Here is a 26,515-nt window from a genome sequence, read left to right on the forward strand (position 1 = left end):
GTCATGAACACCGCTCTTTTTCCCCCGGTCCGGATCGGACAGGGCTACGACGTCCACGCCTTCGGCGAGGGCGACCACATCATGCTCGGCGGCGTGCGCGTCGCGCACGAACGCGGCGTGCTGGCGCACAGCGATGGCGATGTGATCCTGCACGCGCTCTGCGATGCGATGCTCGGCGCGCTGTCGCTGGGTGACATCGGCCAGCACTTCCCGCCGTCGGACATGCGCTGGAAGGACGCGGACAGCAGCCAGTTCCTGGCGCATTGCAACGGCCTGCTGCGCGAGCGTGGCTGGCAGGTCGGCAACACCGATATCACCGTCATCTGCGAGCGGCCCAAAGTGGGTCCGCATGCGCTGGCCATGCGCGAGCGCATCGCCGCGCTGCTGGGGGTCGCGCTGGATGCGGTCAGCGTCAAGGCCACCACCTCGGAGAAGCTGGGCTTCACCGGGCGCGGTGAAGGCATCGCCGCCCAGGCCGTCGTGCTGCTGGTGGCGCTGTGATCCCGTTGCCGCTGGCGTTTGGCGCGCCCCTGCTGAGCGCGAAGATCCGCAGCGTCCCGGAGGATTTCCAGGTCGATGAACTGCCGGCCTTCGAGCCGAGCGGCGAGGGCGAGCACCTGCTGCTGACTCTCCGCAAGCGCGGCGCCAACACCGTGCACGTGGCCAAGGTGCTGGCGAAGTGGGCCGGGTTGCCGGAAATGGCAGTGAGCTATGCCGGCATGAAGGACCGCCATGCGGTGACCACCCAGCGCTTCAGCGTGCACCTGCCCAAGCGCGTCGCGCCGGATCCGGCCTTGTTGGCATCCGATGAGATCGAGGTGGTCGAGGCGACCTGGCACAACCGCAAGCTGCAGCGCGGTGCGCTGGCCGGCAATCGCTTCAAGCTGGTGCTGCGCGACGTGCGCGGAGACGCGGCGGCCATCGAGGAGCGCGTGTCGCTGATCGCCGCGCGTGGCCTGCCCAACTGGTTCGGCGAACAGCGCTTCGGGCGCGACGGCGGCAACGTGCCGGCGGCGCTGGCGATGTTCGGCGGCCGACGCGTGCGCCCGGACCAGCGGTCGCTGCTGTTGTCGGCGGCACGCTCGGCGCTGTTCAACCAGGTGCTGGCCGAGCGCGTCGCGCAGGGCAACTGGGACACCCCGCTGGACGGAGAGGTGTGGATGCTGGATGGGAGCCGCAGCGTGTTCGGCCCCGAGCCGTGGACCGACCTGCTGGCGGATCGCCTGGCGCGCTTCGACATCCATCCCAGCGGACCGCTGTGGGGCGAGGGCGAGCTGCGCAGTACCGGTGCGGCTGCAGCACTGGAGTTGGGGGCGATCAGCGACGAGCAGTCACGTGCCCTGCGCACCGGGCTGGAAGGCGCGCGCCTGAAGCAGGAGCGCCGCGCGCTGCGCCTGCGTCCGGCGATGCTGCAGCACGCCTGGTTGCAGCCGGACGTGCTGGAGCTCAGCTTCGCGCTGCCGCCCGGCTGCTATGCCACCGCCGTGCTGCATGAGTTGGGCCCGGTGCAGGACGCCAGCCAGGCCGACGCCTGACCCGGTAGAGCCGACCGTTGGTCGGCCGAGCGCGGTGCGTGGCGTCTTGGTGCCGGAGCGGAATGCAGCCGACCAACGGTCGGCTCTACGCGCGAAATGCGCGTCCCGAGCCACATCCGATCCGCGCTCCAATCCGCACCCGATGCGACCAGACCCCGATGCGATCCCGATCCGATCCCGATCCGACCCCGATCCGACCCCGATCCGACCCCGATCCGCGATCGGAACCCGGGTAGAGCCGACCGTTGGTCGGCTGCGCGCGGCGCGCGGGTTCTCGGTATCGGGGTGGGATGCAGCCGACCAACGGTCGGCTCTACGCGCGAGATGCGCGTCCCGAGCCACGTCCGATCCACACCCGATCTGCCTCCGATCCGCCTCCGATCCCGCCTCCGATCCCGCACCCGATCCGAACCCCGGTAGAGCCGACCGTTGGTCGGCTGCGCGCGGCGTGTGGCTTCTCGGTATCGGAGCGGAATGCAGCCGACCAACGGTCCGCTCTACGCGCGAGATGCGCGTCCCGAGCCACACCCGATCCGCGTCCGATCCACGCACGATCCGAACCCGATCCGCGTCCGATCCACGCACGATCCGAACCCGATCCGCGTCCGGTCCGCACCCGATGCGCACCCGATCTGCGTCCCGATCCGCGTCCCGATCCGAACCCGGGTAGAGCCGACCGTTGGTCGGCTGCGCGCGGTGCGTGGCGTCTTGGTGCCGGAGTGGAATGCAGCCGACCAACGGTCGGCTCTACCGATTGCTCAGCAGCACCAGCACCGCGCCGGTGCCGCCTTGCCCGGCTGGCGCCGAATGGAATGCCAGCACATCGTTGCGCTGGCGCAGCAGGCGATCGACCAGGTTCTTCAACACCGGCGCGCCGCCATCGGACTGCAGGCCCTTGCCGTGGATGATGCGCACGCAGCCGTACTCGTGTGCGTGCGCTTCGAGCAGGAACTGGCGGAGCAGGTTTTCCGCCTGCACTACCGTGGCGCCGTGCAGGTCCAGCTCGTCCTGCACCGAGTACTGACCCCGCTTGAGCCGCTGGAACATCCGCGCCGGCAGGGTGTCGCGCCGGTAGCTGGCGGTGTCGCCGGCCTCCAGCGGCGCGCTGTCGCGCAGCAGTCGCGCGAATTCGCCGCGCGCTTCGTCGTCGTCACGTTCGGCCATGCGCGCGCGCGGTTTCGGCTTCGGCGTGGGCGGCGGCGCGGCCGCCGGCTTGCGCAGCGGCTTGACCTCACCGATCGCCGAACGGAACAGGGCGGCGGGGTCTTCGTCTTCAGAATGTGACATGCGTACAGCCTACTGCCATGGCACGGCCGCTGCCTACCGTCGCCGGGGTAGGCCGATCTGCCCGCTTGCGGCACAATAGCTGACGCACTTGCGCGGTCGACCCGCCCCATCTGGGGCCGCGCCGGCTCCGCCAACGCTGGAAAGTGATGGAATCGAAGTCTTGAAAAATCAAGCGGTTAAATCGCAGATGCGGATTCTGGTCAGCAACGACGATGGCGTCGACGCGCCGGGGATCAGGATGCTTGCCTCGGTATTGCGTGACGCAGGGCATGAGGTGACGGTGTTCGCGCCGGATCGCGACCGCTCCGGTGCCAGCAACTCGCTCACCCTGGACCTGCCGATCCGGCTCAAGCGCATCGACCACTACACCTGTTCGGTGGCGGGCACCCCGACCGACTGCGTGCACCTGGCACTCACCGGCGTGCTCGAGTACGAACCGGACATCGTGGTCTCCGGCATCAACAACGCGGCCAACCTGGGCGATGACGTCATCTACTCCGGCACCGTGTCGGCGGCGATGGAAGGTCGGTTCCTGGGGTTGCCGGCGGTGGCGATGTCGCTGGTGACGCACAACCACGAGCCGCGCAACTTCGAGACCGCCGCGCGCGCCGCCGTGGAGATCGTGACCCGGCTCAAGGCCGATCCGCTGCCGGCCGACACCATCCTCAACGTCAACGTGCCGGACCTGCCGTGGAGCGAGATCCGCGGCTTCGAGGTGACCCGCCTGGGCAACCGTCACCGCGCCGAAGGCTGCATCGCCCAGCGCGACCCGCGCGGCAACGAGGTGTTCTGGATCGGGCCGGCCGGGCGCGAGCAGGATTCGGGCCCGGGGACCGATTTCCACGCAGTGCGCAGTGGCTACATCTCCATCACCCCGATCCAGGTCGATCTCACCCGTTACCAGGCGCTGGAAAAGGTGGCCAGTTGGGTCGGTGGCCTGACGGCTGCGCTGGACCGACCGGCATGAGCCAGCGTCTGCGCCTGCAACCTGAAGCGGTCGGCATCGGCATGACCTCCCAGCGCGTGCGCGACCGCCTGGTCGAACGCCTGCGCGAGGCCGGGATCGTCGACGAGGACACGCTCAACGCGATCCGCGTGGTGCCGCGCCACCTGTTCATCGACGAGGCACTGGCCTCGCGCGCGTATGAAGACACCGCGCTGCCGATCGGCCACGGGCAGACCATCTCCCAGCCCTGGGTGGTGGCGCGCATGACCGAGGCGGTGCTGCAGTCGGCGCCGAAGAACGTGCTGGAGGTGGGCACCGGCTCCGGTTACCAGGCCGCCATTCTGGGCGCGCTGGGGCTGGAGGTCTACACCGTCGAACGCATCGGCGACCTGCTGCGCCAGGCGCGCAAGCGCTTCCGCGCGCTGGGCATGAATATCCGCACCAAGCACGACGACGGCCGGGTCGGCTGGGCCGAGCATGGCCCGTTCGACGCAATCGTCGTCACCGCCGCCGCACCCGCGCTGGTGGATGCGCTGGTCGAGCAGTTGGCGGTCGGCGGGCGGCTGGTGGCGCCGGTCGGTGGGCCGGGTGCGCAGTCGCTGGTGCAACTGACCCGCCGCATCGACGGCAGCATCGAACACCAGGTGCTGGCGCCGGTCACGTTCGTGCCGCTGCTGTCTGGCATGCTGGATTGATTCACAGGAGCGTGGCGTCATGAAGATCTTTGGTCCGCTGTACGAGCGAGCGATGAAATGGGCCGCGCACGAGCGCGCGCCCACCTATTTGACGGTGTTGAGCTTCATCGAGGCGATCATCTTCCCGGTGATGCCCGAGGTGATGCTGGCGCCGATGTGCGTGGCCCAGCCCAAGCGCGGCTGGTGGTTCGCCACGCTGAGCCTGGCCGGCTCGATGGCCGGTGCGCTGGTCGGCTACGCATTGGGGCATTTTGCCTTCGAGGCGCTCAAGCCGGTGTTCGCCGCGCTGGGGATGCTGCCGAGCATCGAAGGCGGCATCGCGGTGGTGCAGTCCAAGATGGCCGAGTCGCCGTGGGCGGTGTTCACCTTCCTGGTGCTGGGCGGCTTCATGCCGATCCCGATGAAGGTCTTCACCTGGGCATCGGGTATCGTCGGCGTGCCGCTGCCGCAGTACTTCCTGAGCATGTTGATCGGCCGGGGCAAGCGCGTGTTCGTGCTGGCCGCGGTCATCCGTATTGGTGGCCCGCGCGCGGAAGCTGCGCTGCGGCGTTGGATTGAACCGCTGGGCTGGATCGCGACCGTGCTGGTCGTGGCGCTGGTCGCCTGGCTAGTCTGGAGGTCGAAGTTCGCATGAGTGCTGATCGTTTGAGCAGGGGGTTGCGTGCTGGCACGCTGGTGCTGGCCGTGGCCATGCTGAGTGCGTGCGGCACCGCCACCGTGGTGAAACCGGCGCCGGGCGGCCGCGGCGTGCACACCACGCCGCAGACCTCGGTGGCCAAGCCGGGCCAGACCGCCGTGGTACGGCGGGGCGACACGCTCTACGCGCTGGCCCGTATCCACAACATCACCCCGCGCGACCTGGCCGCCTGGAACGGCCTGGCCGAGCCGTACACGATCTACCCGGGGCAGACGCTGAAGCTGTACCCCGGCGGTGCCACGCCGGGTCGCGCGCCCACCACGGTGGTGACCGCGCCGCGTCCAGGCACCGCGCCCACGCCGGCGCCCACGCCGTCGCCGACGACCGCGATCAAGAGCAACATCAGTTGGCGCTGGCCGGCCGATGGCGCGCTGGTCGGCAAGTTCGTCGGCGCCGACGTGACCAAGCAGGGCGTGGACATCGCTGGCAGCAGCGGCCAGCCGGTGCGGGCCACGGCCCCGGGCGTGGTGGTGTACTCCGGTGCCGGCCTGGTCGGCTTCGGCGAGTTGATCATCATCAAGCACAGCGACCAGTGGCTGTCGGCCTATGGCCACAACCGCAAGCGCCTGGTCAACGAGGGCCAGAGCGTGAAGGCGGGCGAGCAGATCGCCGAGATGGGCCGCACCGGGACCACCCGCGACATGCTGCACTTCGAGATCCGCTACAACGGCAAGCCGGTCGACCCGCTGCTGTACCTGCCGCCGCGGTAACCGATCGGCCGGGGCGGCCACCCATCGGTGGCTGGACCCGCGCGGCCCACGAAAAAGGCCGCCATTGGCGGCCTTTTCTGAACGAAATCAGCGCATTTCAACCGGTCAGGATGAAGGCCGCCGCCACCTTGCGGCCTTCGCCGGCCAGGATGTTGAAGGTACGGGCCGCAGCCGGGTTGTTCATCACTTCCAGGCCGATACCACGGGTGAGGCAGGCGGCCATCACCGCGGCGGGCGGGAACACCTGGGTCGCTCCGGTACCCAGCACTACCAGCGCGGGGTTCAGGGCCAGCACCGGCTGCAGGTGTTCCGGGGTCAGCGCCGAGATATCGGCCACCGGCCAGGCTTCGATCAGCGTGTCCGGGGTCAGCACGAAGCTGCTGGCCAGGGTGCGGTCATTCACCTTCGCCGTGCGGCCATCGGCAGCGCGCAGCGCGTAAGCGTAATCGGGCAGTTCGTGGCTCAGTTGCATCTCGGATTCCCGGATCAGCCGCGCGGCAGGACGATCTGGCGCTGTTCCTTGCTGGGGCGGTACAGCACGGCCACATGGCCGATGCGCTGCACCAGGGCGCTCCCGGAGGCGGCGGCAAGCTCGGCGATCATGGCGTCGCGGGCATCGCGGTCTTCGGCGGCCACCTTCACCTTGATCAGCTCGTGGCGTTCCAGAACTTCGTCCAGTTCGGCCAGGAAGGCCGGGGTGACCCCCTTGCCGCCGATCTGCAGCAGGGCTTTCAGATCATGGGCATGGCCGCGGAGGAAGCGGGTCTGGGCAGAGGTCAGGGCAATAGACATTCAGGAACAAGCGGTTAACTGGGGCGATCAGGGTATCATGACCACCCGTTCCGGCCCTATTACCAATGGCTTCCCGTAGCAAGAGCAGTCAACGCTGGTTGAAAGAACACTTTTCCGACCCCTTCGTGAAGAAGGCCCAGGCAGAGGGCATGCGCTCGCGCGCGGCCTACAAGCTGGAGGAGCTGCTCGAGCGTGACCGGCTGCTGAAGCCGCACATGGTGGTGGTCGACCTCGGCGCCGCGCCGGGGGGCTGGTCCCAGCAGGTCCGGCGCCAGATCGGCGACACTGGCCGGGTGCTGGCCCTGGACATCCTGGAGATGCCGCCGCTGGCCGGCGTGGAGTTCCTTCACGGTGACTTCAGGGAGCAAACCGTCCTATCGGAGTTCGAGGCGATGCTGGGGGATCAGCCGGTAGACCTTGTGCTGTCGGATATGGCCCCCAATAAAAGTGGTATGGACGCGGTCGACCAACCGCGGATGATGCACCTGGCGGAGTTGGCGTTGGATTTTGCCGACAACCATCTCAAGCCGGGTGGCGCGTTCCTGATCAAGCTGTTCCAGGGCGTGGGCTTTGACGACTACGTGCGCGAGATGCGCCGTCGGTACGACAAGGTGGTCATCCGCAAGCCGGAGGCGTCCCGCAAGCGCTCCCCCGAGGTGTATGCCCTGGGGCGGGGCAAACGCGCGCAGATCAAGTAAGCTCAACCATACGAATCGCGTCAGGAATTAGAGGAACACCGGAGCCAATGAGGATGAACGACTTGACCAAGAACCTCCTGCTATGGGTGGTCGTCGCCGTGGTGCTGATGGTGGTGTTCCAGAGCTTCTCGCCCAAGCCGAACGGCGCGAGTGCCCAGGGCGCTACGTATTCGCAGTTCCTGGACCAGGTGGACAGCGGCAACGTCCAGAAGGTGACCTTCGCCGGGGATGTCCGCGGCGGCACCAGCCAGCTCTCCTACACCACCCGTGGCGGCCAGTCGGCCACCATCACCGCGCCCTACGATCGTGATTTGATCAACGTGCTGCGCGGCAAGAACGTGGAAATCGTCCAGGAGGAGCCGTCCAGCGGCATTTCGCTGGGCTCGATCCTGATGAACTTCCTTCCGGTGATCCTGATCATCGGCTTCTGGTTGTTCATCATGCGGCAGATGCAGGGCGGCGGTGGCGGCTCCAAGGGCGCCATGTCCTTCGGCAAGTCGCGCGCCAAGCTGCAGGGCGAAGACCAGATCAAGGTCACCTTCGCCGACGTGGCCGGTTGCGACGAAGCCAAGGAAGAGGTCGGCGAGCTGGTCGACTTCCTGCGCGACCCGACCAAGTTCACCAAGCTGGGCGGCAAGATCCCGCGCGGCGTGCTGATGGTCGGCCCGCCCGGTACCGGCAAGACCCTGCTGGCCCGCGCCATCGCCGGCGAGGCCAAGGTGCCGTTCTTCTCGATCTCCGGTTCGGACTTCGTGGAAATGTTCGTGGGCGTCGGCGCGAGCCGCGTGCGCGACATGTTCGAACAGGCCAAGAAGCAGGCGCCGTGCATCATCTTCATCGACGAAATCGACGCCGTCGGCCGCCATCGCGGTGCCGGCCTGGGTGGCGGCCATGACGAGCGCGAGCAGACCCTGAACCAGCTGCTGGTCGAGATGGATGGCTTCGAGGGAGGCGAGGGCGTGATCGTCATCGCCGCCACCAACCGTCCGGACGTGCTTGACCCGGCGCTGCTTCGCCCGGGCCGTTTCGACCGCCAGGTGGTGGTCGGCCTGGCCGACGTGCGCGGCCGCGAGCAGATCCTCAAGGTGCACATGCGCAAGCTGCCGCTGGCCGACGACGTCGAGCCGATGGTGATCGCGCGCGGTACCCCGGGTTTCTCCGGTGCGGACCTCGCAAATCTGTGCAACGAAGCGGCGCTGTTCGCCGCGCGTGGTGGCGAGAAGGAGGTCCGCATGGACCACTTCGACCGGGCCCGCGACAAGATCCTGATGGGTGCCGAGCGCCGTTCGATGGCGATGAGCGAAGAAGAGAAGACGCTCACCGCCTACCACGAGGCCGGCCATGCCATCGTCGGCCGCCTGGTGCCCGAGCACGATCCGGTCTACAAGGTCACCATCATCCCGCGCGGTCGTGCGCTGGGCGTGACCATGTACCTGCCGGAAGGCGACAAGTACTCGATGAACCGCGTCGCGATCGAATCGCAGCTGTGCTCGCTGTATGGCGGCCGCGTGGCCGAAGAGCTGATCTTCGGCACCGACAAGGTCACCACGGGGGCGTCCAACGACATCGAGCGCGCCACCAAGATGGCCCGCAACATGGTCACCAAGTGGGGCCTGTCCGACGAGCTTGGCCCGATCGCCTACGGCGAAGAGGACGATGAAGTGTTCCTCGGCCGTTCGGTGACCCAGCACAAGAGCGTCTCCGACGACACCGCCCGCCGTATCGACGAAGTGGTGCGCAGCATCCTGGACAAGGCGTACGCCCGTACCACCGAGCTGGTCACGGCCAACCTCGACAAGCTGCACACCATGTCCCAGCTGCTGCTGCAGTACGAAACCATCGACGCGCCGCAGATCGACGCCATCATGGAGGGCCGCGATCCGCCGCCGCCGATGGGCTGGAGCAAGTCGAACAAGGATGGCGGCAGCAGCAACAACAACGACAAGGGCGGCGACGCCCGTCCGGTGCCGCCCATCGCCGGTCCCGCCGAGCAGCTGTAAGCGGGCGCGGATGTGAATGGCAAAGGCCGGGGTGACCCGGCCTTTGTCGTTTCCGCGCGATAATGCGGCGCTCGTTCCTGTCCTTCGTCGCGGAGTTGCCATGTCCACCACGCCCCCCACCCCGGTATCGCATACCGCCGAGATGGTGATTGCCACGGTTGTCGGCGTTGGCATCGGCCTGTTCCGCGACAACTTCCTGCTGGGCGCCGGTATCGGCATCGCGCTGGGCATCCTGCTGAGCATCGCCAAAACCCTGTACGTGGATCGCAAGCGCCGCCAGCAACGCTGAGCGACGCTTGCATGGCGGCGGCGGGCGCGGCAGGATGCAGCCGGCGCCGTTCGCAGCCTGCGCTCGCGCCACCACTTTTCAGGGGGAAGTCCATGCGTCATTCGTCGTGCGCCGCGCTTGCGGTGCTGTTGTGCTGTACCGCGCCCGCGTTGGCGGCCGATATCCACGTGCAGGATCCGGTTCCGTTTTCCGAATCGGCCTACATCGCCGACAACATCAAGACCGAGTGCCGGATGGGCGCGCAGCTGGCCAGCGCGCTCGGCAGCAGTGCGCCCGCGCATGGCAACCGGATCGTGTTCGACAGCGCCCCGGTGAGCCCCGGCAGTGGTCGCGTGCTGCAGCTGGAGTTGGTGGAGGCGCAGAGCGCCGGCAATGCGTTTTCAGGCCATTTCAAATCGGCGACCGCGCGTGGCGTGCTGTTCCAGGACGGCCAGAAGGTCGCCGCGGTGACGGCACGACGGACCTCGCGCGGTGGCGCCTTCGGTGGTTTCAAGGGCTCCTGCGACGTGCTGGAGCGCGTGGTCACCGCGATCGGCGGCGACCTGGCCGAATGGCTGGCCAATCCGACCGACAACGCACGCCTCGGCGACTTCTGACGGGTACCCGGGTACGCCGGCGTAAACTACGCGCTGGCGTACTTCGTGGACCGGCCCATGTTCGACATTTCCCCCCAGCTTGATTGCGGCGGCCGCGTGCTGCGGTTGGATCGCCCGCGCGTGATGGGCGTGGTCAACGTCACCCCCGATTCGTTCTCCGATGGCGGTGCGCACGACACGCTGGCGGCCGCGGTCGCGCATGGCCTGCAACTGGTGGCCGAGGGGGCCGACCTGCTGGACATCGGTGGCGAATCCACCCGCCCGGGCAGTGCGCCCGTGCCCTTGGACGAAGAGCTGCGTCGGGTGATCCCGGTGATCGAGCAGTTGGCCGCGCAGACCACGGTGCCGATCAGCATCGACACCTTCAAGCCGGAGGTGATGCGTGCCGCGGTGGCCGCCGGCGCCGGCATGCTCAACGACATCCACGCACTGCGCCAGCCGGGCGCGCTGGCCGCGGCGGCCGACCTCGGCGTGCCGGTGGTGCTGATGCACATGCAGGGCGAGCCCGGCAGCATGCAGGACACCCCGCATTACGATGACGTGGTCGCCGAGGTGCACCGGTTCCTGGCCGAGCGCCTGTTTGCCGCCGAAATGGCCGGCATCGCGAAGAAGAACCTGGTGATCGACCTGGGCTTCGGCTTCGGCAAGACCACCGAACACAACATGATCCTGCTGGCGCGCTCGGCGCGGTTCCTGGAACTGGGCGTGCCGATGCTGGCCGGGCTGTCGCGCAAGCGCAGCATCGGCGAGCTGACCGGCCGGGCCGCGCCGCGCGAACGCGTGGCCGGTTCGGTCGCCGCGCACCTGATCGCCGCCCAGCGCGGCGCGGCGATCCTGCGCGTCCATGACGTGGCGGCCACCGTCGACGCACTCAAGGTCTGGGCGGCGGTGGATGCGGTGCCGATGCCGCGTGCCGCTGCGGCACCGGCCATGCCGCGTTGGCCGGACGAGGACTGATGGGCATCGACCGCCGCCCGCTGGCGATCGCGGTGATGGGTCCGACCGCCTCGGGCAAGACCGCCACCGCGATCGCGCTCGCCCGCCAGTTGGGCGGGGAGGTCGTCAGCGTCGATTCCGCGCTGGTCTATCGCGGGCTGGACATCGGTTCGGCCAAGCCCGACGCCGCCGAGCGCGCGCAGGCGCCCCACCACCTGCTGGACCTGCGCGACCCGTGGCAGCCCTATTCGGCGGCCGAGTTCGCGGTGGATGCGGCGCGCGCGGTGGCCGACATCGTGGCCCGCGGCCGCATGCCGATCCTGGCCGGCGGCACCGGTCTGTATTTCCGCGCCCTGCTGCAGGGCCTGTCGCCGATGCCGCCGGCCGACCCCGATACCCGTGCCCGCATCGCGGAGGAGGCCAACGCCCACGGCTGGCAGGTGCTGCATGCCGAGCTGGCCAGGGTCGACCCGGCCGCGGCCGCGCGCATCCATGCCACCGATCCGCAGCGCATCCAGCGTGCGCTGGAGGTGTACCGGCTCAGTGGCACGCCGATCAGTGACTGGCAGAAGCTGCCCGGCGTGGACCGGCTGCCGGTGCGCACCCTGAAGCTGGTGTTGGCCCCGCGCGAGCGCAGCGTCCTGCACCAGCGCATCGAAGCCCGTTTCGACGCCATGCTGGCGCAGGGCCTGCTGGACGAGGTGCGGGCGCTGCGTGCGTTGCCGGAAATGGCCGGGGTGGCCGCGCCGCTGGACCTGCCTGCCATCCGCGCCGTCGGCTATCGCCAGGCGTGGGAGTTCCTCGACGGGCAGGGCAGCGCCAGCCAGTTCCGTGAACGCGGCATCCAGGCCACCCGCCAGCTGGCCAAGCGCCAGCTGACCTGGCTGCGGGGGGAGCTTGATGTGCGCTGGTTCGACCCCCATCTGGATCAGGCTTCCCTGGCGGATGCGGTGTCGGTCTTCGTCGCACGCTGACTCCACGCCTTCCCCCCTCCGGCCCGTGTACCATCAAGGATTCCGGTGGGCGGCGGGGGCCGCGGAACTGCCGGAAGACCATAAAAACAATAATCAGGAGTTCGCAATGTCCAAGGGGCAATCGCTGCAGGATCCGTTTCTGAATGCACTTCGGCGCGAACGCGTGCCGGTGTCGGTGTATCTGGTCAATGGCATCAAGCTGCAGGGAACGATTGAATCGTTCGACCAGTTCGTGGTGCTGCTGCGCAATACGGTGAGCCAGATGGTGTACAAGCACGCCATCTCGACCGTGGTGCCGGCGCGCAATGTGCGGGTCGGCCCAGGCGGCGGCTATGTGCAGTCCAATGAAGGTGGCGCCGATGGCGTCCAAGGTGAAGACGACGTTGAGTAACCCGTTCGGTATTACCGGAGAACTGCGTGTTTGACCGTTCAAAGCGAGGCGAACACGCACTCCTGATCCAGCCGCATGCCGGCCGGCTCGAAGAAGACGTGCTGGAAGAATTCACCGACCTGGCGCGCTCGGCCGGGGCCAGCATTGCGGCCACGTTGACCGCGCGCATCGATCGACCCAGCCCATCGATCCTGATCGGCACGGGCAAGCTGGACGAGGTCAAGGCGGCCGCCGATGCCACCGGCGCCGACCTGATCCTGGTCAACCATTCGCTGTCGCCGGTGCAGGAGCGCAACCTGGAGCGCTTCCTGGAGCGCCGGGTGATCGACCGTACCGGCCTGATCCTGGACATCTTCGCCCAGCGTGCGCACAGCCACGAAGGCAAGCTGCAGGTCGAGCTGGCGCAGTTGCGGCACATGGCCACCCGGCTGGTGCGCGGGTGGACCCATCTGGAGCGCCAGCGCGGTGGTGCCATCGGTCTGCGCGGCCCGGGTGAAACCCAGCTGGAAACCGATCGCCGCCTGTTGCAGAAGCGCGTCGAACAGCTGCAGAAGAAGCTGGAGAAGGTCGAAGTGCAGCGCACCCAGATGCGCCGTGCCCGCGTGCGCAGCGAACTGCCGCGCGTAGCCCTGGTGGGCTACACCAATGCCGGCAAGTCGACCTTGTTCAACGCCCTGACCGGCGCCGAGGCCTATGCCGCCGACAAGCTGTTCGCCACCCTCGACCCGACCGTGCGCCGGATCATCGTGCCGGGCGGCAGCGTGGTGCTCGCGGATACCGTGGGCTTTGTCCGGGACCTGCCGCACGAACTGGTCGCCGCGTTCCGCTCCACCCTGAGCGAGGCGCGCGAAGCCGACTTCCTGCTGCACATCGTCGATGCCGCCGATCCGCACCGTGAGGAGCGCATCGCGCAGGTCGACGAAGTGTTGACCGAGGTGGGGGCGGGCGACCTGCCGCAGTTGCTGGTGTTCAACAAGATCGACCGCATCGACGGCGCCGACGTCCGCCACGACGCGCAGGACGGCATCCCCGACGACGCCCGCCGCGAACGGGTATGGATTTCCGCGCGCGACGGGGCGGGCCTGCCGTTGCTGCAGTCGGTGCTGGGCAAGCGCCTGGGCTTGCAGCACGTCACCGGCGAACTGCGCCTGCCGCCCAGCGCGGGCCGCTTGCGGTCGCGCCTGCACCAGCTGGAAGTGGTGCGCCGCGAACAGGCCGACGAAGACGGCTGGCTGCTGGACGTCGACCTGCCGATCGCCGAGGCCGAGAAGCTGGCCGCCGGCGAGGGCGGTGAACCCATCCGCGCGCTGTTGCCGGAGAAGCTGCCCGAGTGGTAACCCGTGGTGGCCGGCCCCGGGCCGGCTGCCCTGCGCGCCGATCGGCGGCAGCTCCACGGGCGCGACACGTCGTTGCGCCGCGTGGACGGGACATGACGGTCGAATTCGGCTAAAAAAGGGGGCGTCCGTCCCCCCGATGAACCAGGATTTCCATGAGCGTCCCCACCGATGCCGACCTAGGCGTCCTTGCCCGAGAGGTCGGCCAGCGCCTGCAGCAGGCTTCGCTGCAACTGGTCAGTGCCGAAAGCTGCAGCGGCGGCTGGATCGCCAAGGCGATGACCGATATCGCCGGTTCGTCGGCATTCTTCGACTGCGGGATGGTGGTGTACAGCTACGAAGCCAAGCAGCGCCTGCTGGGCGTTCGCGCGCAGACGCTGGAGCAGTTCGGGGCGGTCAGCCGCGAGACCGTGCTGGAGATGGTGTCCGGCGCGCTGGTCAATTCCGGCGCCGGCGTTGCCGTGGCGGTCACCGGCATCGCCGGGCCCGGCGGCGGCAGCCCGGACAAGCCGGTCGGAAGCGTCTGGATCGGCTGGAAGCAGCGCGGTGGTTACGCCCGGGCGCAGCTGTTCCAGTTTGACGGCGACCGTGACGCCATCCGCCGGCAAACCGTGCAGCAGGCCCTGACGGGAATTTTCGCCCCGGTGTGACATCCTCACGGTGTGCGTGGACAGGAGTTGCACCGATGTGGGAAACGCTGGGAACCGTGCGTGACCTGGGGCGATTGCAGGAAATCGCCTCGGTCCTGATCCGCTATGGCTTTGGCGACCTCGTGCGCCGGATCGGCCTGGCCGACGTGCTCGAGCGCGCCGGGCGCCTGCTGCACTGGAATGACACGGAGATGCTGCGCATGACCGCCCCGGTGCGGGTGCGTCGCGCGATGGAAGACCTGGGGCCGACGTTCGTCAAGCTCGGCCAGGTGCTGGCCACCCGCGTGGATCTGTTTCCGCCGGACTGGATCGCCGAATTCTCCGAACTGCAGAACGCGGTGCCGCCGCTGCCGTACGCCCAGGTCCGCGACCAGCTGGAGGCCGACCTCGGCGCGCCGGCGACCGAGGTGTTCGCGTGGCTGGATGAAACCCCGATGGCCGCCGCCTCGCTGGCGCAGGCGCACCGCGCCACGCTGCAGGACGGTACCGCGGTGGTGTTGAAGATCCGCCGGCCCGGGATCCGCGAGGTGATCGAGGCCGACCTGCGCCTGCTCGCGCGACTGGCCGAGATCGTCGAGGCGCGCCTGCCGGACCTGCAGCGCTACCGCCCGGCCGAAGTGGTGCAGCAGTTCCAGGTCTCCTTGCGCCGTGAGCTGGACTTCGCCGCCGAATGCCGCAATGCCGAGCGCATCGCGCGCAATTTCCAGGGCCGCCAGGACATCCTGATCCCCAACGTGCACTGGCAGTGGACCTGCGAAAGCCTGAACGTGCAGGATTTCGTCGACGGCATTCCCGGGCGCGATCTGCCCGGCGTCGATGCGGCCGGCCTGGACCGCGTCCAACTCGCCCGCCGCGGCGCCCATATCGTGCTCAAAATGGTGCTCGAAGACGGCTGTTTCCACGCCGACCCGCACCCGGGCAACATCATCTACCTGCGCGACGGGCGTATCGGGGTGATCGATTTCGGCATGGTCGGGGCCATCTCCGAACAACGTCGCTTCCAGGTCGCGCAGCTGCTGCACGGGCTGGTCAACCAGGAGCCGGAGTCGGTGGCTGATGTGCTGCTGGACTGGGCCGGCGGCGTGGACGTGGACGAATCGCGCCTCCAGCAGGACATCAGCACCTTCGTCGACCAGTACCGCGGCGTGCCGCTCAAAGACCTGCACATGGGGCTGATGCTGGGCAACATCACCACGCTGCTGCGCCAGTACGCGCTGACCCTTCCGGCCGACCTGGCGCTGATGATCAAGACCTTCCTGACCCTGGAGGGCATGGGGCGTCAGCTCGACCCGCAGTTCGACATGGCCAGCGCCGCGCGCCCCTACCTGGAGCGGGTGATGTGGCAGCGCTATGCGCCCGGTGCCGTGCTGAAGCGCGGCAAGCGCAGCCTGGTCGGGGTGATGGACCTGCTTGGCGACCTGCCACGCGACGTGCGCCGCCTGTTGCAGATGGCGCGCCGCGGCCGGCTGCAGTTGAAGGTGGAAACCACCGCGTTGCAGGGGTTTGGCGACCAGGTCAATCGTGCCGCCAACCGCCTTGTCATGGGCATCGTGACGGCCGCGCTGATCATCGGCTCGTCCATCGTGATGCACAGCGTGGGCGGCGTCTCCAGCCGCTGGCTGCTGGCGCTCGGCGTGGCGGGCTTCGTCGGCGCCGGCGTCTGCGGCGTGTGGATCCTGTTCTCGATCTGGCGCAGCGGCAAGAACCCGTAGGGCTCTCGCCGCCGGGATCCGCAGGCCCCCGCGCCGTGCCGCCAGCGCGGCAAAGCACGCGTAGAGCCGACCGTTGGTCGGCTGCTTTTCCCGGGGCGGCTCATGACCGCCGGCCTTCCGTCCTTCCGTCCTTCGGCACCCGCGACCCAACCCCGTAGAGCCCACCGTTGGTCGGCTGCCTTGTCCCAGGGCGCCTCATATGAGCGCCGGCCTGATCGCTGCCCTTCGTCCGCCGCCCATGAGCGCCTGACCCATGGGGTTGCATGGGTTAAACCCCGGAGACAAGACCGAAACCGACACGCGACCGCGCCGTCACGCATTGCCGCGCGTGCGCGCGGTCACCGACCAATGGTCGGTGGCTACGACGGCTTCGGTGGGGGTGGGATGGTCCTGCTGCTTCCTGCTCTTCTTCGGTGGGCACGTGCGTGCCCACCTCGGTAGAGCCGACCGTTGGTCGGCTGCTTTTCCCGGGGCGCCTCTTATGATCGCTGCCCTTCGTCCGCCGCCCATGAGCGCCTGACCCATGGGGTTGCATGAGTTAAACCCCGGAGACAAGAGAGAAACCGACACGCAAGCGCACCGTCACGCATTGCCGCGCGTGCGCGCGGTCACCGACCAACGGTCGGTGGCTACGAACTGCTGAGGGCTTCGGTGGGGGTGGGATGATCCCATTGCTTCCTGCTCTTCTTCGGTGGGCACTTGCTTGCCCACCTCGGTAGAGCCGACCGTTGGTCGGCTGCTTTTCCCGGCCGGCTCATATGATCGCCGGCCCGACGCTGCCCTTCGTCTGCCGCCCATGAGCGCCTGACCCACGGGGTTGCATGGGTTAAACCCCGGAGACAAGGCCGAAGCCGACGCGCGACCGCGCAGTCACGCATTGCCGCGCGTGCGCGCGGTCACCGACCAACGGTCGGTGGCTACGAACTGCTGAGGGCTTTGGTGGGGGCGGGATGATCCCATTGCTTCCTGCTCTTCTTCGGTGGGCACTTGCGTGCCCACCTCGTTAGTAGTAATACTACTAACCATGGAACTGACCGACACCCAGCAGGCGATCCTGCAGTTGATCGCCGAGCGTATCGAGACCGATGGCGCACCGCCGTCGCAGACTGAAATCGCACGCGCCTTTGGCTTCAAGGGCGTGCGCGCCGCCCAGTATCACTTGGAGGCGCTGGAGCAGGCGGGGGCGATCCGCCGCATCCCCGGCCAGGCGCGCGGCATCCGGCTGGTCCAGGCGCCGCCCTTGCAGGACGGCCTGCCGGCCTCGCTGTCGGTACCCGCGCTGCCGGATCATGTGCTGCGCCTGCCGGTACTGGGCCGGGTCGCAGCGGGTCTGCCCATCGGGGCGGACATCGGCTCGGATGATTTCGTGGTGTTGGACCGGGTGTTTTTCTCGCCCGCGCCGGATTACCTGCTCAAGGTGCAGGGCGACTCGATGATCGACGAAGGCATCTTCGACGGCGATCTCATCGGTGTGCACCGCACCCGCGACGCCCGCTCCGGCCAGATCGTCGTGGCGCGGATCGATGACGAGATCACCGTCAAGCTGCTGAAGATGGGCAAGGACCGCATCCGCCTGCTGCCGCGCAATCCGGACTACAAGCCGATCGAAGTCCTGCCCGACCAGGATTTCGCGATCGAAGGCCTGTACTGCGGCCTGCTGCGCCCCAACCGCTGATCCTTCCATTAGGCACTACCTGCACGGTCTTTTGTGGCGATTCTCTGGTTCCGCTGAGGTTGGTACGGATGTCCGATAATTTTTTTCCGAACGCCGGGCAGAATCTCAGCCTGTGCGATACGCCAGCCTTAAAGTGACCCCATGGCCAAGAAGACTTCCAAAGACAGCACCTCCACCGATACGACCTCTGCAAGGACCACTCCGATGGACGAGAACAAAAAGCGCGCCCTTACCGCCGCCCTGGGCCAGATCGAAAAGCAGTTCGGCAAGGGCGCCGTGATGCGCATGGGCGACCGCGTCGTCGAAGCGGTCGAGGTCATTCCGACCGGTTCGCTGATGCTGGACATCGCACTCGGCATCGGCGGCCTGCCCAAGGGCCGTGTCGTGGAAATCTACGGCCCGGAGTCCTCGGGCAAGACCACCCTGACCCTGCAGGCGATCGCCGAATGCCAGAAGAAGGGCGGCACCGCCGCCTTCATCGATGCCGAGCACGCCCTGGATCCGATCTACGCGGCGAAGCTGGGCGTCAATGTCGATGACCTGCTGCTGTCCCAGCCGGATACCGGTGAGCAGGCGTTGGAAATCGCCGACATGCTGGTCCGCTCCGGCTCGGTGGACATCGTGGTGGTCGACTCGGTCGCCGCGCTGACCCCCAAGGCCGAAATCGAAGGCGAAATGGGCGACCAGCTGCCGGGCCTGCAGGCCCGCCTGATGAGCCAGGCGCTGCGCAAGCTGACCGGCAACATCAAGCGTTCCAACACGCTGGTGGTGTTCATCAACCAGCTGCGCCACAAGATCGGCGTCATGATGCCGGGCCAGAGCCCGGAAGTGACCACCGGCGGCAATGCGCTGAAGTTCTACGCCTCGGTGCGCCTGGACATCCGCCGCATCGGCGCGATCAAGAAGGGCGATGAGATCATTGGCAACCAGACCAAGATCAAGGTCGTCAAGAACAAGCTGGCGCCCCCGTTCAAGCAGGTCATCACCGAGATCCTGTACGGCGAAGGCATCAGCCGCGAAGGCGAACTGATCGACATGGGCGTGGACGCCAAGCTGGTCGAGAAGGCCGGCGCCTGGTACAGCTACGGTGAAGAGCGCATTGGTCAGGGCAAGGACAACGCCCGCGGCTACCTGCGCGACAACCCGCAGATCGCCCAGCGCCTGGAAGCCGAACTGCGCGAGAAGTTCCAGCCGGCCGAAGCCTCACGCGAAGGCGGCGACGACGCCGAGGACGCCGACGAGTAAGTTTCCTGCGGGGCAGGGCGGCGCCGTCAGTGACGCCAGCCCTGTCCCGCGGTTTCCGTATTCCCCCGACGGGGGGAGCGCCAGGGACGGCGCATCTGATTGAAAGGTTGCCATGCAGGACTCCGACGCCCCGGCACCGCGCCGTAAACGCCGTGTCATCGAACAGACCCCGGTCCAGCGGGCGCTGGGCCTGCTGGTGCGCCGCGAGCACTCCCGCAAGGAGCTGACCCGCAAGCTGCAGGCCCGGGGCATCGAAACCGAGGCTGCGGTGGCGGCGGTGGACAAACTGAGCGAGGCCGGCTGGCAGGACGACACCCGGTTCGCCGAGAACCTGGTGCGCATCCGCGCCAATACCGGCTACGGCCCCCTCCATATCCGCGCCGAACTGGGTACCCACGGCCTGGACAGCGAGCAGATCGCCCTGGCCATGGACACCTTCGAGGGCGATTGGGGCGAGAATGCGCGTGATCTGGTCTGCCGCCGCTTCGGCGACGGCGGCCCGCAGGAGCTGGCCCAGCGCCGGAAAGCGGCCGATCTGCTGGCCCGGCGGGGCTTCGACGGGGATACCATCCGCCGCGCCACCCGTTACGACCCTGACGACTGAGGGCTCCGGGCCTGATACCCTTTGTGGTTTCGGCGGTCCTGCAGCGACACCCGGCCATTGGGGCTGTGTGCCAAGGACCGGCCGGCCCGCACAAAGCCAGCCCCCATGAACGCATCCGTCAAATTCACTACCTCCCAGATCCGCAGCGATTTCCTTGAATTCTTCAAGGGAAAGGGCCACACCATCGTGCCGTCGGCGCCGCTGGTGCCGGGCAATGATCCGACCCTGCTGTTCACCAACTCCGGCATGGTGCAGTTCAAGGACGTCTTCCTTGGCGCCGAGAAGCGCAGCTACGTGCGCGCCGCGGACGTCCAGCGCTGCCTGCGCGCCGGTGGCAAGCACAACGATCTGGACCAGGTCGGCTATACCGCGCGCCACCACACCTTCTTCGAAATGCTGGGCAACTGGTCGTTCGGCGACTACTTCAAGAAGGATGCCATCGCCTGGGCGTGGGAGCTGTTGACCCAGGTCTGGAAGTTGCCCGCCGAGCGTCTGCTGGTCACCGTCTACCAGACCGATGACGAGGCCTACGCGCTGTGGCGCGACATGATCGGCATTCCGGAAGACCGGATCGTGCGCATCGGCGACAACAAGGGCGCGCCGTTTGCCTCGGACAACTTCTGGCAGATGGCCGAAACCGGCCCGTGCGGCCCGTGCACCGAGATCTTCTACGACCATGGCGACCACATCGCCGGTGGCCCGCCGGGCTCGCCGGATGAAGACGGCGACCGCTTCATCGAGATCTGGAACCTGGTCTTCATGCAGTTCGACCGCCAGCCCGACGGCACCCTGGTACCGCTGCCGGCCCCGTGCGTGGATACCGGCATGGGCCTGGAGCGTCTGGCCGCGATCCTGCAGCACGTCCACACCAACTATGAAATCGACCTGTTCCAGGCGCTGATCCGCAAGGCCAGCGAACTGACCGGCATGGCCGATCTGGAGAACAAGTCGCTGCGCGTGATCGCCGATCACATCCGCGCCTGCTCGTTCCTGATCGTCGATGGCGTGCTGCCGTCCAACGAAGGTCGCGGCTACGTGCTGCGCCGGATCATCCGCCGCGCCCTGCGCCATGGCTGGATGCTGGGCGTGCGCCAGCCGTTCTTCAGCAAGCTGGTGCCGACGCTGGTCGAGCAGATGGGCGTGGCCTATCCGGAACTGCCGGCGCAGGCCGACACCGTCGTGCGCGCCCTGCAGGCCGAAGAAGAGCGTTTCGCTGAAACGCTCGACTCGGGCATGAAGATCTTCGACGACGTGGCGGCCAAGGTCGGCAATGGCGTGATCCCGGGCGCGGATGCGTTCCGCCTGTACGACACCTACGGCTTCCCGCTCGATCTCACCCAGGACATCGCGCGCGAGCGCAACCTGACCGTGGACATCGACGGCTTCAATGCCGCGATGGACACCCAGCGCGAGACCGCGCGCGCGGCCGGCAAGTTTGGCGGTGGCGTGACCCTGTCGGCCGATCTGGTCGCCACGCTCAAGCCGACCGTGTTCCTCGGGTACGACCGTCTGCAGGCCGACGACCTCACCGTGGTCGCCATCCTCAAGGATGGCCGCCCGGTGGAGCGTGCCCAGGCCGGTGACGACGTCATCGTGCTGACCCAGCAGACCCCGTTCTACGCCGAGTCCGGTGGCCAGGTCGGCGACAACGGCACCCTGTCCGGCGCCGGCGTGCAGGTGGACGTCAGCGACACCCAGAAGTTCGCGGGCCAGTTCCATGGGCACGTGGGCAAGCTCACCGAGGGCAGCCTCAAGGTCGGCGACGTGCTGTCCGGCCAGGTGGATGGCCAGCGCCGCGGCGCGACCATCCTCAACCACTCGGCCACCCACCTGCTGCATGCCGCCCTGCGCGAAGTGCTGGGCACCCACGTGCAGCAGAAGGGCTCGCTGGTCGCGCCCGATCGCCTCCGCTTCGACTTCTCGCACTTCGCGCCGATCAGCGCCGGGGACCTGGCGGTCATCGAGCGCAAGGTCAACGAGCAGGTGCGTGCCAACAACGCCGCTGAAGTCCACACCATGGGCATGCAGGAAGCGCTCGACTTCGGCGCGATGGCGCTGTTCGGCGAGAAGTACGGCGAGCATGTGCGCGTGCTGAAGATGGGCGACTACTCCACCGAACTGTGTGGCGGTACGCATGTCTCGCGCACGGGCGACATCGGCCTGTTCAAGATCACCTCCGAAGGCGGCGTGTCCTCGGGCGTGCGCCGCATCGAAGCGGTGACCGGGCAGGGCGCCCTGGATTACGTGGCCCATGAGGAAGCGCAGCTGAGTGAAGCGGCCGCACTGCTCGGCGGCAATGCCGGCGACGTGGTCGACAAGATCCGCCAGCTCGGTGAGCGCCAGAAGAAGCTCGAACGCGAACTGGACGCACTCAAGGCCAAGCAGGCCGCCGGTGCCACCGCCGATCTCGGTGCGGCGGCGGTGGAGGTCAATGGCGTCAAGATCCTGGCCTCGCGCCTGGAAGGCTTCGATGCCAAGGCGCTGCGCGACGCGATGGACCGCCTCAAGCAGCAGCTGGGCGATGCGGTGATCGTGCTGGCCGGCACCCAGGACGGCAAGGCCGCGCTGGTTGCGGGCGTGAACGGCAGTGCAATGGGCAAGGTCAAGGCCGGGGAACTGTTGTCCCACATCGCCAGTCAGATCGGGGGCAAGGGCGGCGGCCGCCCGGATCTCGCCCAGGGTGGTGGCGAGGACGGGCCCGCCCTTGCTTCTGCGCTTGCCGCAGTCGTGGGTTGGGTCACCCCCCGTATCTGAACACCCTGAAGCCTCCTGCTCCTTGAAGGGGCGGGAGGCCTGACGGTACTATGGCGAATCCTTTCCCTTTGTCGTGTGGCGTTCCTTGGCTGGGCGCCGAGCCGGTGGGGAAGATCCACCGGTTCCCTGGAGACTTGCAAAAATGTTGATCCTGACTCGCCGCGTAGGCGAAACCCTGATGATCGGTGACTCGGTCAGCGTGACCGTGCTCGGCGTCAAGGGCAACCAGGTGCGTATCGGTATCACCGCTCCGAAGGACGTGGCCGTGCACCGCGAAGAGATTTACCAGCGGATCCAGCGCGGCGATGAGCCCAATGCATCCGGAAGTGAAAATTCTTCGGATTAAGGCTTTACCTTCGGGCGCGGAAAACGTTATTATTCGCGCCCCCGCTGAGATGAAACACGGCAGCGGCGGAACCAGAACACTGGAGCGGTGCCCGAGTGGCTGAAGGGGCTCCCCTGCTAAGGGAGTATAGGGCTTAAAACTCTATCGAGGGTTCGAATCCCTCCCGCTCCGCCAGTAGTAGAAAAGGCCTCCGTGCGCGAGCACGGAGGCCTTTTTCTTTGGCTCGCGCGGGGCGGGCTCGCGCTGCCGGGCGACTGGATCGGTGCGTGGATCACCGCCTTGATCCTGTGCCCATTCGGGTCGATCAGGCAGGCGGTGTAGCAGTGATCGCCGTAGTCCTCGCGCAGACCCGCCGCGCCGCTGCAGGTGCCGCCGCTGCCAGCCCGGCGCGGTGGAACGCCGCCGCCTGGCGCGAGATCACGCACGCCACATGAGGTGTGATGCAGCAGGGGATGCGTTTTCGTAGTGACTACAGCGCAGCCTCGCATGACGTCGGGAGGGGGGGCTCGGCGGGACTATTCGAACGGCACATGACCTCGATCCGCATTCTTCATTGGTGCTGCAACGGCGGCTCGGCTACGTTCTTGTCGAGCGCCGACATCCCCTGGCGCTGCCGGCGTAAGGAGCAAGAATGTCGATTCAACGGATGTCGCTACGTGGCTGGGTGGTCCTGGGCATGCTGATGGGCATGGTCATGCCGGTCAGTGCTGCATCGTTGGACGAGCGCCTGCATCGGGCGGCGGAAAAAGGCAATGATGCGGCCGTGCGGACGCTGCTGGGGCAGGGCGCGGCGGTGGACGCACGCGATGCAGCCAAGGCGACGCCGCTGCTGGTGGCCACCCGCCACAACCACGTGGATGCAGCGCGTGCGCTGATCCAGGCCGGTGCCGACGTGAATGCCAAGGATGCGATCCACGACAGCCCGTACCTCTACGCCGGGGCGCGAGGGCATCTGGAAATCCTGCAGGCGACCCTGGCGGCCGGCGCGGATCTGAAGAGCACCAACCGCTACGGGGGCACCGCACTCATTCCGGCTGCCGAACGCGGGCATGTGCAGGCGGTGGCGATGCTCATCGCGGCCGGCGTCAATGTGGATCACGTCAACAACCTGCAATGGACTGCACTGCTGGAGGCGATCATCCTGAGTGATGGCGGTCCCCGGCACGTGCAGATCGTCCGTCAGCTGATCGACGCGAAGGCGGATGTGAACCTGGCCGACGGTGACGGCGTCACCCCCTTGCAGCATGCGCGCCGGCGCGGCTACCGCGAGATCGAGTCGATGCTGCTCGCCGCTGGCGCGGACCAGGGCTGAGCAACGGCAAGACGGGAAGGCGAACTGTTACCGCTGCCTTGACGCGGCGCAGGCATGCTCTGCACCACCGCTCTGCGAAGCTGTCTGCTTCCCCCGCAGAAACAGGAGTCGCCGTGAATACACGTCGCCACTTCCTCTCCGTTGCCGCTGCCGGTACCGCGGCGCTCGCCGCCTCGCCGTTGATGGCGCAGGCCGCCGGCCCGGGCAGCGTGCTGCCCACCCGGGGCCGAGCGGCGGCGACGCCATTGCGGGGCAACCCCGCGCAGCCGGGCGGCCGCTACCGCCCGCTGACCCGCCTGGGACTGGGCGGGGTGGCGATCGGCAACGGATTCGCGGCCAGCACCGATGCGCAGAGCGAGCAGACGCTGGCAGCCGCATATGCGGCAGGCGTGCGCTGTTTCGATACCTCGCCGTGGTACGGGCTGGGTCTGAGCGAGCGGCGGTATGGTCATCATCTGCATACCCACCCGGCGCGCGATTACACCTTGTCCACCAAGGTGGGGCGGTTGCTGACCGCAACCCGTGGCGAACTGCAGGACACGATGTGGCAGGACCCGTCGCCGTTCCACTACCGCTACGACTATTCCGCCGATGGCGTGCGCCGTTCGGTCGAGGACAGCCTCAACCGGCTCGGTGTCTCGCAGCTGGACGTGGTGTTCATCCACGACCTGTCGCCGGACAACGAAAAAGATCTCGGGATGCCGTGGGAGCAGCGTTTCGCCGAGGCTGCGAAGGGCGCGATGCCGGCGTTGACCCGGATGCGCGAGGAGGGGCTGATCAAGGCCTGGGGGTTCGGCGTCAATCGCCCCGAGCCCGCCCTGCGCGCGATCGCCGAAGCGGACCCGGACATCTTCCTGCTGGCCTGCCAGTACTCGCTGCTGGACCATGACGAGGCCCTGCATGCGACCTTCCCGAAGATCGCCGCACACGGCGCGTCGGTGGTGGTGGGTTCGCCGCTGTTGGCGGGCTACCTGGCCGGTCGCGACCGGTATCTTTATGACGGCACGGTGCCGTCGTGGGCACCGGAAAAGCGCGCGAAGGTGCAGGCCGTCTGCGACCGTCACGGCGTGGACCTGCGCACGGTGGCGCTGCAGTTCGCCGACGCGCCTGAGGTGGTTTCGGCGATCATTCCCGGTGCCCGCACTGCCGAACAGGTGCAGGCCAACGTGGCCTCGATGGCGATCGCGGTGCCGTCCGGGCTGTGGGCCGAGCTCAAGCAGGAGCGACTGATCGCCGAAGATGCGCCCGTTCCCGCAGGGTGAGTTGCGTCGGCGCTGGGCAGGCCGGGCACCCTTTCCGGTGCCCGGCCTACTTCATGGTGTCGTGCCGCCGGGCTGACTTAAGATCAGGCCCTCGGGCAGGAAAGGAATCCCTTCCACGCCATCCACAGGGAGCATGTGCATGCCGAATTACAGGATCCGCCTTCTTGCCATCGCGCTGCTGGCCTCGACGTCGGCGGCACACGCTGCCAGCTGCGACGCCGGGCTCCAGATCGTGGGCGATGCGCGCAACGGGCAGGTCTACATCGCGCAGGTGACGGTCCCGGGCCTGGCGGTGGACAGCGCCCTGGGCCAGGTCCGTGCGGGCGCGGTGCGGGAAAAGTTCGTGGTCGGCAACGACCTGATCACGCCGAAGAAGGGCACGCTGTACCTGGTGGCGAACAGTGCCAATCCGCCGCTGGTGGTGCTGACCACGGCCGAGGCGGGCGGTCAGGTCTCGCTGCGGACACGGTTGGCGCCGGGCCAGACCATGACACCGGAAAACGCGCGGACGGCAATGTGTGGCCTGCTGAACTCGCTCAAGCCCGGCAAGGAGGGCGCCGCCATCGCCGCGGCGGCCCGCAGCGCCAGCGGCACGGACAAGGTGATCGATATCGATGCGGTCTCGTTGTCGGTCGCGTTGGAGAAGGAGAGCGAGGCGACGCAGCGCTCGCTCAATGCCAGCGGGCTGAAGGGCGCGTTCACCGGGAAGATGGCGCCGCATGCCGGGTACCAGCCGATGCAGATCCGCTTTCTCGGGCAGCGCCTGCGCATCGATGGGCAGGTCTATACGGTCACGGTCGATCCGCTGGACAGGAAGACGGTGGAGGTGGCGTATCTGGTGACCCGCAAGAAGGGGGTGCTGCGCCTGCGCGAGGGCCGGGACAGCAACCGGGCCAACTACGCGGTCGAGTGCACCCTGGCGGACGATCAATCTGCCCTGGCCGGGACGTTGCGCCCGAATGACTGGGTGACCTTGGCCGGCACCGTGGATGACGTCGGGCCGTCCCGGGTCCATCTGCGCGACTGCCGCCAGGCCAATTGAGTTCGTGCACGCGGCGGGTGGAGCGTCGCGCAA

Annotated in this window: 27 protein-coding genes and 1 tRNA gene; 25 read left to right on the forward strand and 3 right to left on the reverse strand. The window is 67.8% G+C overall.

Annotated elements, in window-relative coordinates:
* The first annotated feature begins 3 nt into the window (after positions 1–3).
* Together ispF and truD are read left to right on the forward strand one after the other, a co-directional pair.
* Positions 4–501 carry a 2-C-methyl-D-erythritol 2,4-cyclodiphosphate synthase gene (gene ispF / locus M2421_RS07100; RefSeq protein WP_259204539.1) on the forward strand — a complete coding sequence of 166 codons (498 nt, stop codon included), beginning with the start codon at positions 4–6 and terminating at the stop codon, positions 499–501.
* Complete coding sequence (gene truD, locus M2421_RS07105; protein WP_259204549.1) at positions 498–1,535, forward strand: tRNA pseudouridine(13) synthase TruD; 1,038 nt, start codon at positions 498–500, stop codon at positions 1,533–1,535. The genes ispF and truD overlap by 4 nt, the downstream gene beginning before the upstream one ends.
* 747 nt (positions 1,536–2,282) lie before the next feature.
* Here the strand turns inward: truD and M2421_RS07110 are convergent.
* On the reverse strand, positions 2,283–2,822 hold the full coding sequence (locus M2421_RS07110) for a Smr/MutS family protein (RefSeq protein ID WP_259204560.1): 540 nt from the start codon (positions 2,820–2,822) through the stop codon (positions 2,283–2,285).
* Between the two features lie 187 nt (positions 2,823–3,009).
* On the opposite strand from M2421_RS07110, the gene surE reads away from it, so the two are divergent.
* From surE to M2421_RS07130, 4 genes are read left to right on the forward strand one after another with little or no spacing between them, the layout of a single operon-like run.
* Complete coding sequence (gene surE / locus M2421_RS07115) at positions 3,010–3,789, forward strand: 5'/3'-nucleotidase SurE (protein WP_259204569.1); 780 nt, start codon at positions 3,010–3,012, stop codon at positions 3,787–3,789.
* Complete coding sequence (locus M2421_RS07120) at positions 3,786–4,463, forward strand: protein-L-isoaspartate(D-aspartate) O-methyltransferase (RefSeq protein WP_259204577.1); 678 nt, start codon at positions 3,786–3,788, stop codon at positions 4,461–4,463. Before surE ends, M2421_RS07120 begins: the two co-directional genes overlap by 4 nt.
* A gap of 19 nt (positions 4,464–4,482) precedes the next feature.
* A complete protein-coding gene (locus tag M2421_RS07125; protein ID WP_259204578.1) occupies positions 4,483–5,097 on the forward strand; it encodes a DedA family protein in 615 nt (204 codons plus the stop codon).
* Positions 5,094–5,870, forward strand: coding sequence for a peptidoglycan DD-metalloendopeptidase family protein (locus M2421_RS07130; protein WP_259204579.1), 777 nt, complete (start codon positions 5,094–5,096; stop codon positions 5,868–5,870). Before M2421_RS07125 ends, M2421_RS07130 begins: the two co-directional genes overlap by 4 nt.
* Positions 5,871–5,967: 97 nt before the next feature.
* Here the strand turns inward: M2421_RS07130 and M2421_RS07135 are convergent, their stop codons facing one another.
* Together M2421_RS07135 and yhbY are read right to left on the reverse strand one after the other, a co-directional pair.
* Complete coding sequence (locus tag M2421_RS07135) at positions 5,968–6,342, reverse strand: Mth938-like domain-containing protein (protein WP_259204580.1); 375 nt, start codon at positions 6,340–6,342, stop codon at positions 5,968–5,970.
* A gap of 14 nt (positions 6,343–6,356) precedes the next feature.
* A complete protein-coding gene (gene yhbY / locus M2421_RS07140) occupies positions 6,357–6,662 on the reverse strand; it encodes a ribosome assembly RNA-binding protein YhbY (RefSeq protein ID WP_259204588.1) in 306 nt (101 codons plus the stop codon).
* Positions 6,663–6,727: 65 nt separating this feature from the next.
* On the opposite strand from yhbY, the gene rlmE reads away from it, so the two are divergent.
* The 19 genes from rlmE to M2421_RS07235 all read left to right on the forward strand — a co-directional run bounded on the left by rlmE (position 6,728) and on the right by M2421_RS07235 (position 26,482).
* Entirely contained in the window at positions 6,728–7,360 is a 633-nt protein-coding gene (gene rlmE / locus M2421_RS07145; RefSeq protein ID WP_259204595.1) for a 23S rRNA (uridine(2552)-2'-O)-methyltransferase RlmE, read from the forward strand.
* Positions 7,361–7,413: 53 nt separating this feature from the next.
* Positions 7,414–9,360 carry an ATP-dependent zinc metalloprotease FtsH gene (gene ftsH, locus M2421_RS07150; RefSeq protein WP_259204603.1) on the forward strand — a complete coding sequence of 649 codons (1,947 nt, stop codon included), beginning with the start codon at positions 7,414–7,416 and terminating at the stop codon, positions 9,358–9,360.
* A gap of 100 nt (positions 9,361–9,460) precedes the next feature.
* A complete protein-coding gene (locus tag M2421_RS07155) occupies positions 9,461–9,649 on the forward strand; it encodes a hypothetical protein (RefSeq protein WP_259204604.1) in 189 nt (62 codons plus the stop codon).
* A gap of 92 nt (positions 9,650–9,741) precedes the next feature.
* Entirely contained in the window at positions 9,742–10,245 is a 504-nt protein-coding gene (locus tag M2421_RS07160; protein WP_259204605.1) for a hypothetical protein, read from the forward strand.
* A gap of 57 nt (positions 10,246–10,302) precedes the next feature.
* Entirely contained in the window at positions 10,303–11,202 is a 900-nt protein-coding gene (gene folP, locus M2421_RS07165) for a dihydropteroate synthase (protein WP_259204606.1), read from the forward strand.
* The gene (miaA, locus tag M2421_RS07170) at positions 11,202–12,155 is read left to right on the forward strand and encodes a tRNA (adenosine(37)-N6)-dimethylallyltransferase MiaA (protein WP_259204607.1); all 954 of its coding nucleotides are present in this window, start codon (positions 11,202–11,204) and stop codon (positions 12,153–12,155) included. Before folP ends, miaA begins: the two co-directional genes overlap by 1 nt.
* 106 nt (positions 12,156–12,261) lie before the next feature.
* Positions 12,262–12,546 carry an RNA chaperone Hfq gene (gene hfq / locus M2421_RS07175; protein ID WP_038689130.1) on the forward strand — a complete coding sequence of 95 codons (285 nt, stop codon included), beginning with the start codon at positions 12,262–12,264 and terminating at the stop codon, positions 12,544–12,546.
* 26 nt (positions 12,547–12,572) lie between these two features.
* The gene (hflX, locus tag M2421_RS07180) at positions 12,573–13,883 is read left to right on the forward strand and encodes a ribosome rescue GTPase HflX (RefSeq protein ID WP_259204608.1); all 1,311 of its coding nucleotides are present in this window, start codon (positions 12,573–12,575) and stop codon (positions 13,881–13,883) included.
* 152 nt (positions 13,884–14,035) lie between these two features.
* Positions 14,036–14,530: a CinA family protein gene (locus M2421_RS07185; RefSeq protein ID WP_259204609.1), complete on the forward strand. Its 495-nt coding sequence runs from the start codon at positions 14,036–14,038 to the stop codon at positions 14,528–14,530.
* Positions 14,531–14,565: 35 nt separating this feature from the next.
* Positions 14,566–16,242, forward strand: coding sequence for a 2-polyprenylphenol 6-hydroxylase (gene ubiB / locus M2421_RS07190; protein WP_259204610.1), 1,677 nt, complete (start codon positions 14,566–14,568; stop codon positions 16,240–16,242).
* Between the two features lie 1,024 nt (positions 16,243–17,266).
* On the forward strand, positions 17,267–17,917 hold the full coding sequence (lexA, locus tag M2421_RS07195; protein WP_259204611.1) for a transcriptional repressor LexA: 651 nt from the start codon (positions 17,267–17,269) through the stop codon (positions 17,915–17,917).
* Positions 17,918–18,121: 204 nt separating this feature from the next.
* A complete protein-coding gene (recA, locus tag M2421_RS07200) occupies positions 18,122–19,162 on the forward strand; it encodes a recombinase RecA (protein ID WP_259204618.1) in 1,041 nt (346 codons plus the stop codon).
* Positions 19,163–19,274: 112 nt separating this feature from the next.
* Positions 19,275–19,766 (forward strand): recombination regulator RecX, encoded by a 492-nt coding sequence (gene recX / locus M2421_RS07205; RefSeq protein ID WP_259204619.1) that lies wholly within the window; start codon positions 19,275–19,277, stop codon positions 19,764–19,766.
* A gap of 105 nt (positions 19,767–19,871) precedes the next feature.
* Positions 19,872–22,520, forward strand: coding sequence for an alanine--tRNA ligase (gene alaS / locus M2421_RS07210; protein ID WP_259204621.1), 2,649 nt, complete (start codon positions 19,872–19,874; stop codon positions 22,518–22,520).
* A 142-nt stretch (positions 22,521–22,662) separates the two neighbouring features.
* Positions 22,663–22,866: a carbon storage regulator CsrA gene (csrA, locus tag M2421_RS07215; RefSeq protein ID WP_019183311.1), complete on the forward strand. Its 204-nt coding sequence runs from the start codon at positions 22,663–22,665 to the stop codon at positions 22,864–22,866.
* Between the two features lie 81 nt (positions 22,867–22,947).
* Positions 22,948–23,040, forward strand: a tRNA-Ser gene (locus M2421_RS07220).
* A gap of 457 nt (positions 23,041–23,497) precedes the next feature.
* The gene (locus M2421_RS07225) at positions 23,498–24,178 is read left to right on the forward strand and encodes an ankyrin repeat domain-containing protein (protein WP_259204623.1); all 681 of its coding nucleotides are present in this window, start codon (positions 23,498–23,500) and stop codon (positions 24,176–24,178) included.
* A gap of 113 nt (positions 24,179–24,291) precedes the next feature.
* Positions 24,292–25,440 carry an aldo/keto reductase gene (locus M2421_RS07230; RefSeq protein ID WP_259204624.1) on the forward strand — a complete coding sequence of 383 codons (1,149 nt, stop codon included), beginning with the start codon at positions 24,292–24,294 and terminating at the stop codon, positions 25,438–25,440.
* A 139-nt stretch (positions 25,441–25,579) separates the two neighbouring features.
* Positions 25,580–26,482 carry a hypothetical protein gene (locus tag M2421_RS07235; protein ID WP_259204625.1) on the forward strand — a complete coding sequence of 301 codons (903 nt, stop codon included), beginning with the start codon at positions 25,580–25,582 and terminating at the stop codon, positions 26,480–26,482.
* Positions 26,483–26,515: the final 33 nt, after the last annotated feature.

The organism is Stenotrophomonas sp. BIGb0135, from assembly GCF_024810105.1.
GTDB classification, from domain to species: domain Bacteria; phylum Pseudomonadota; class Gammaproteobacteria; order Xanthomonadales; family Xanthomonadaceae; genus Stenotrophomonas; species Stenotrophomonas maltophilia_AB.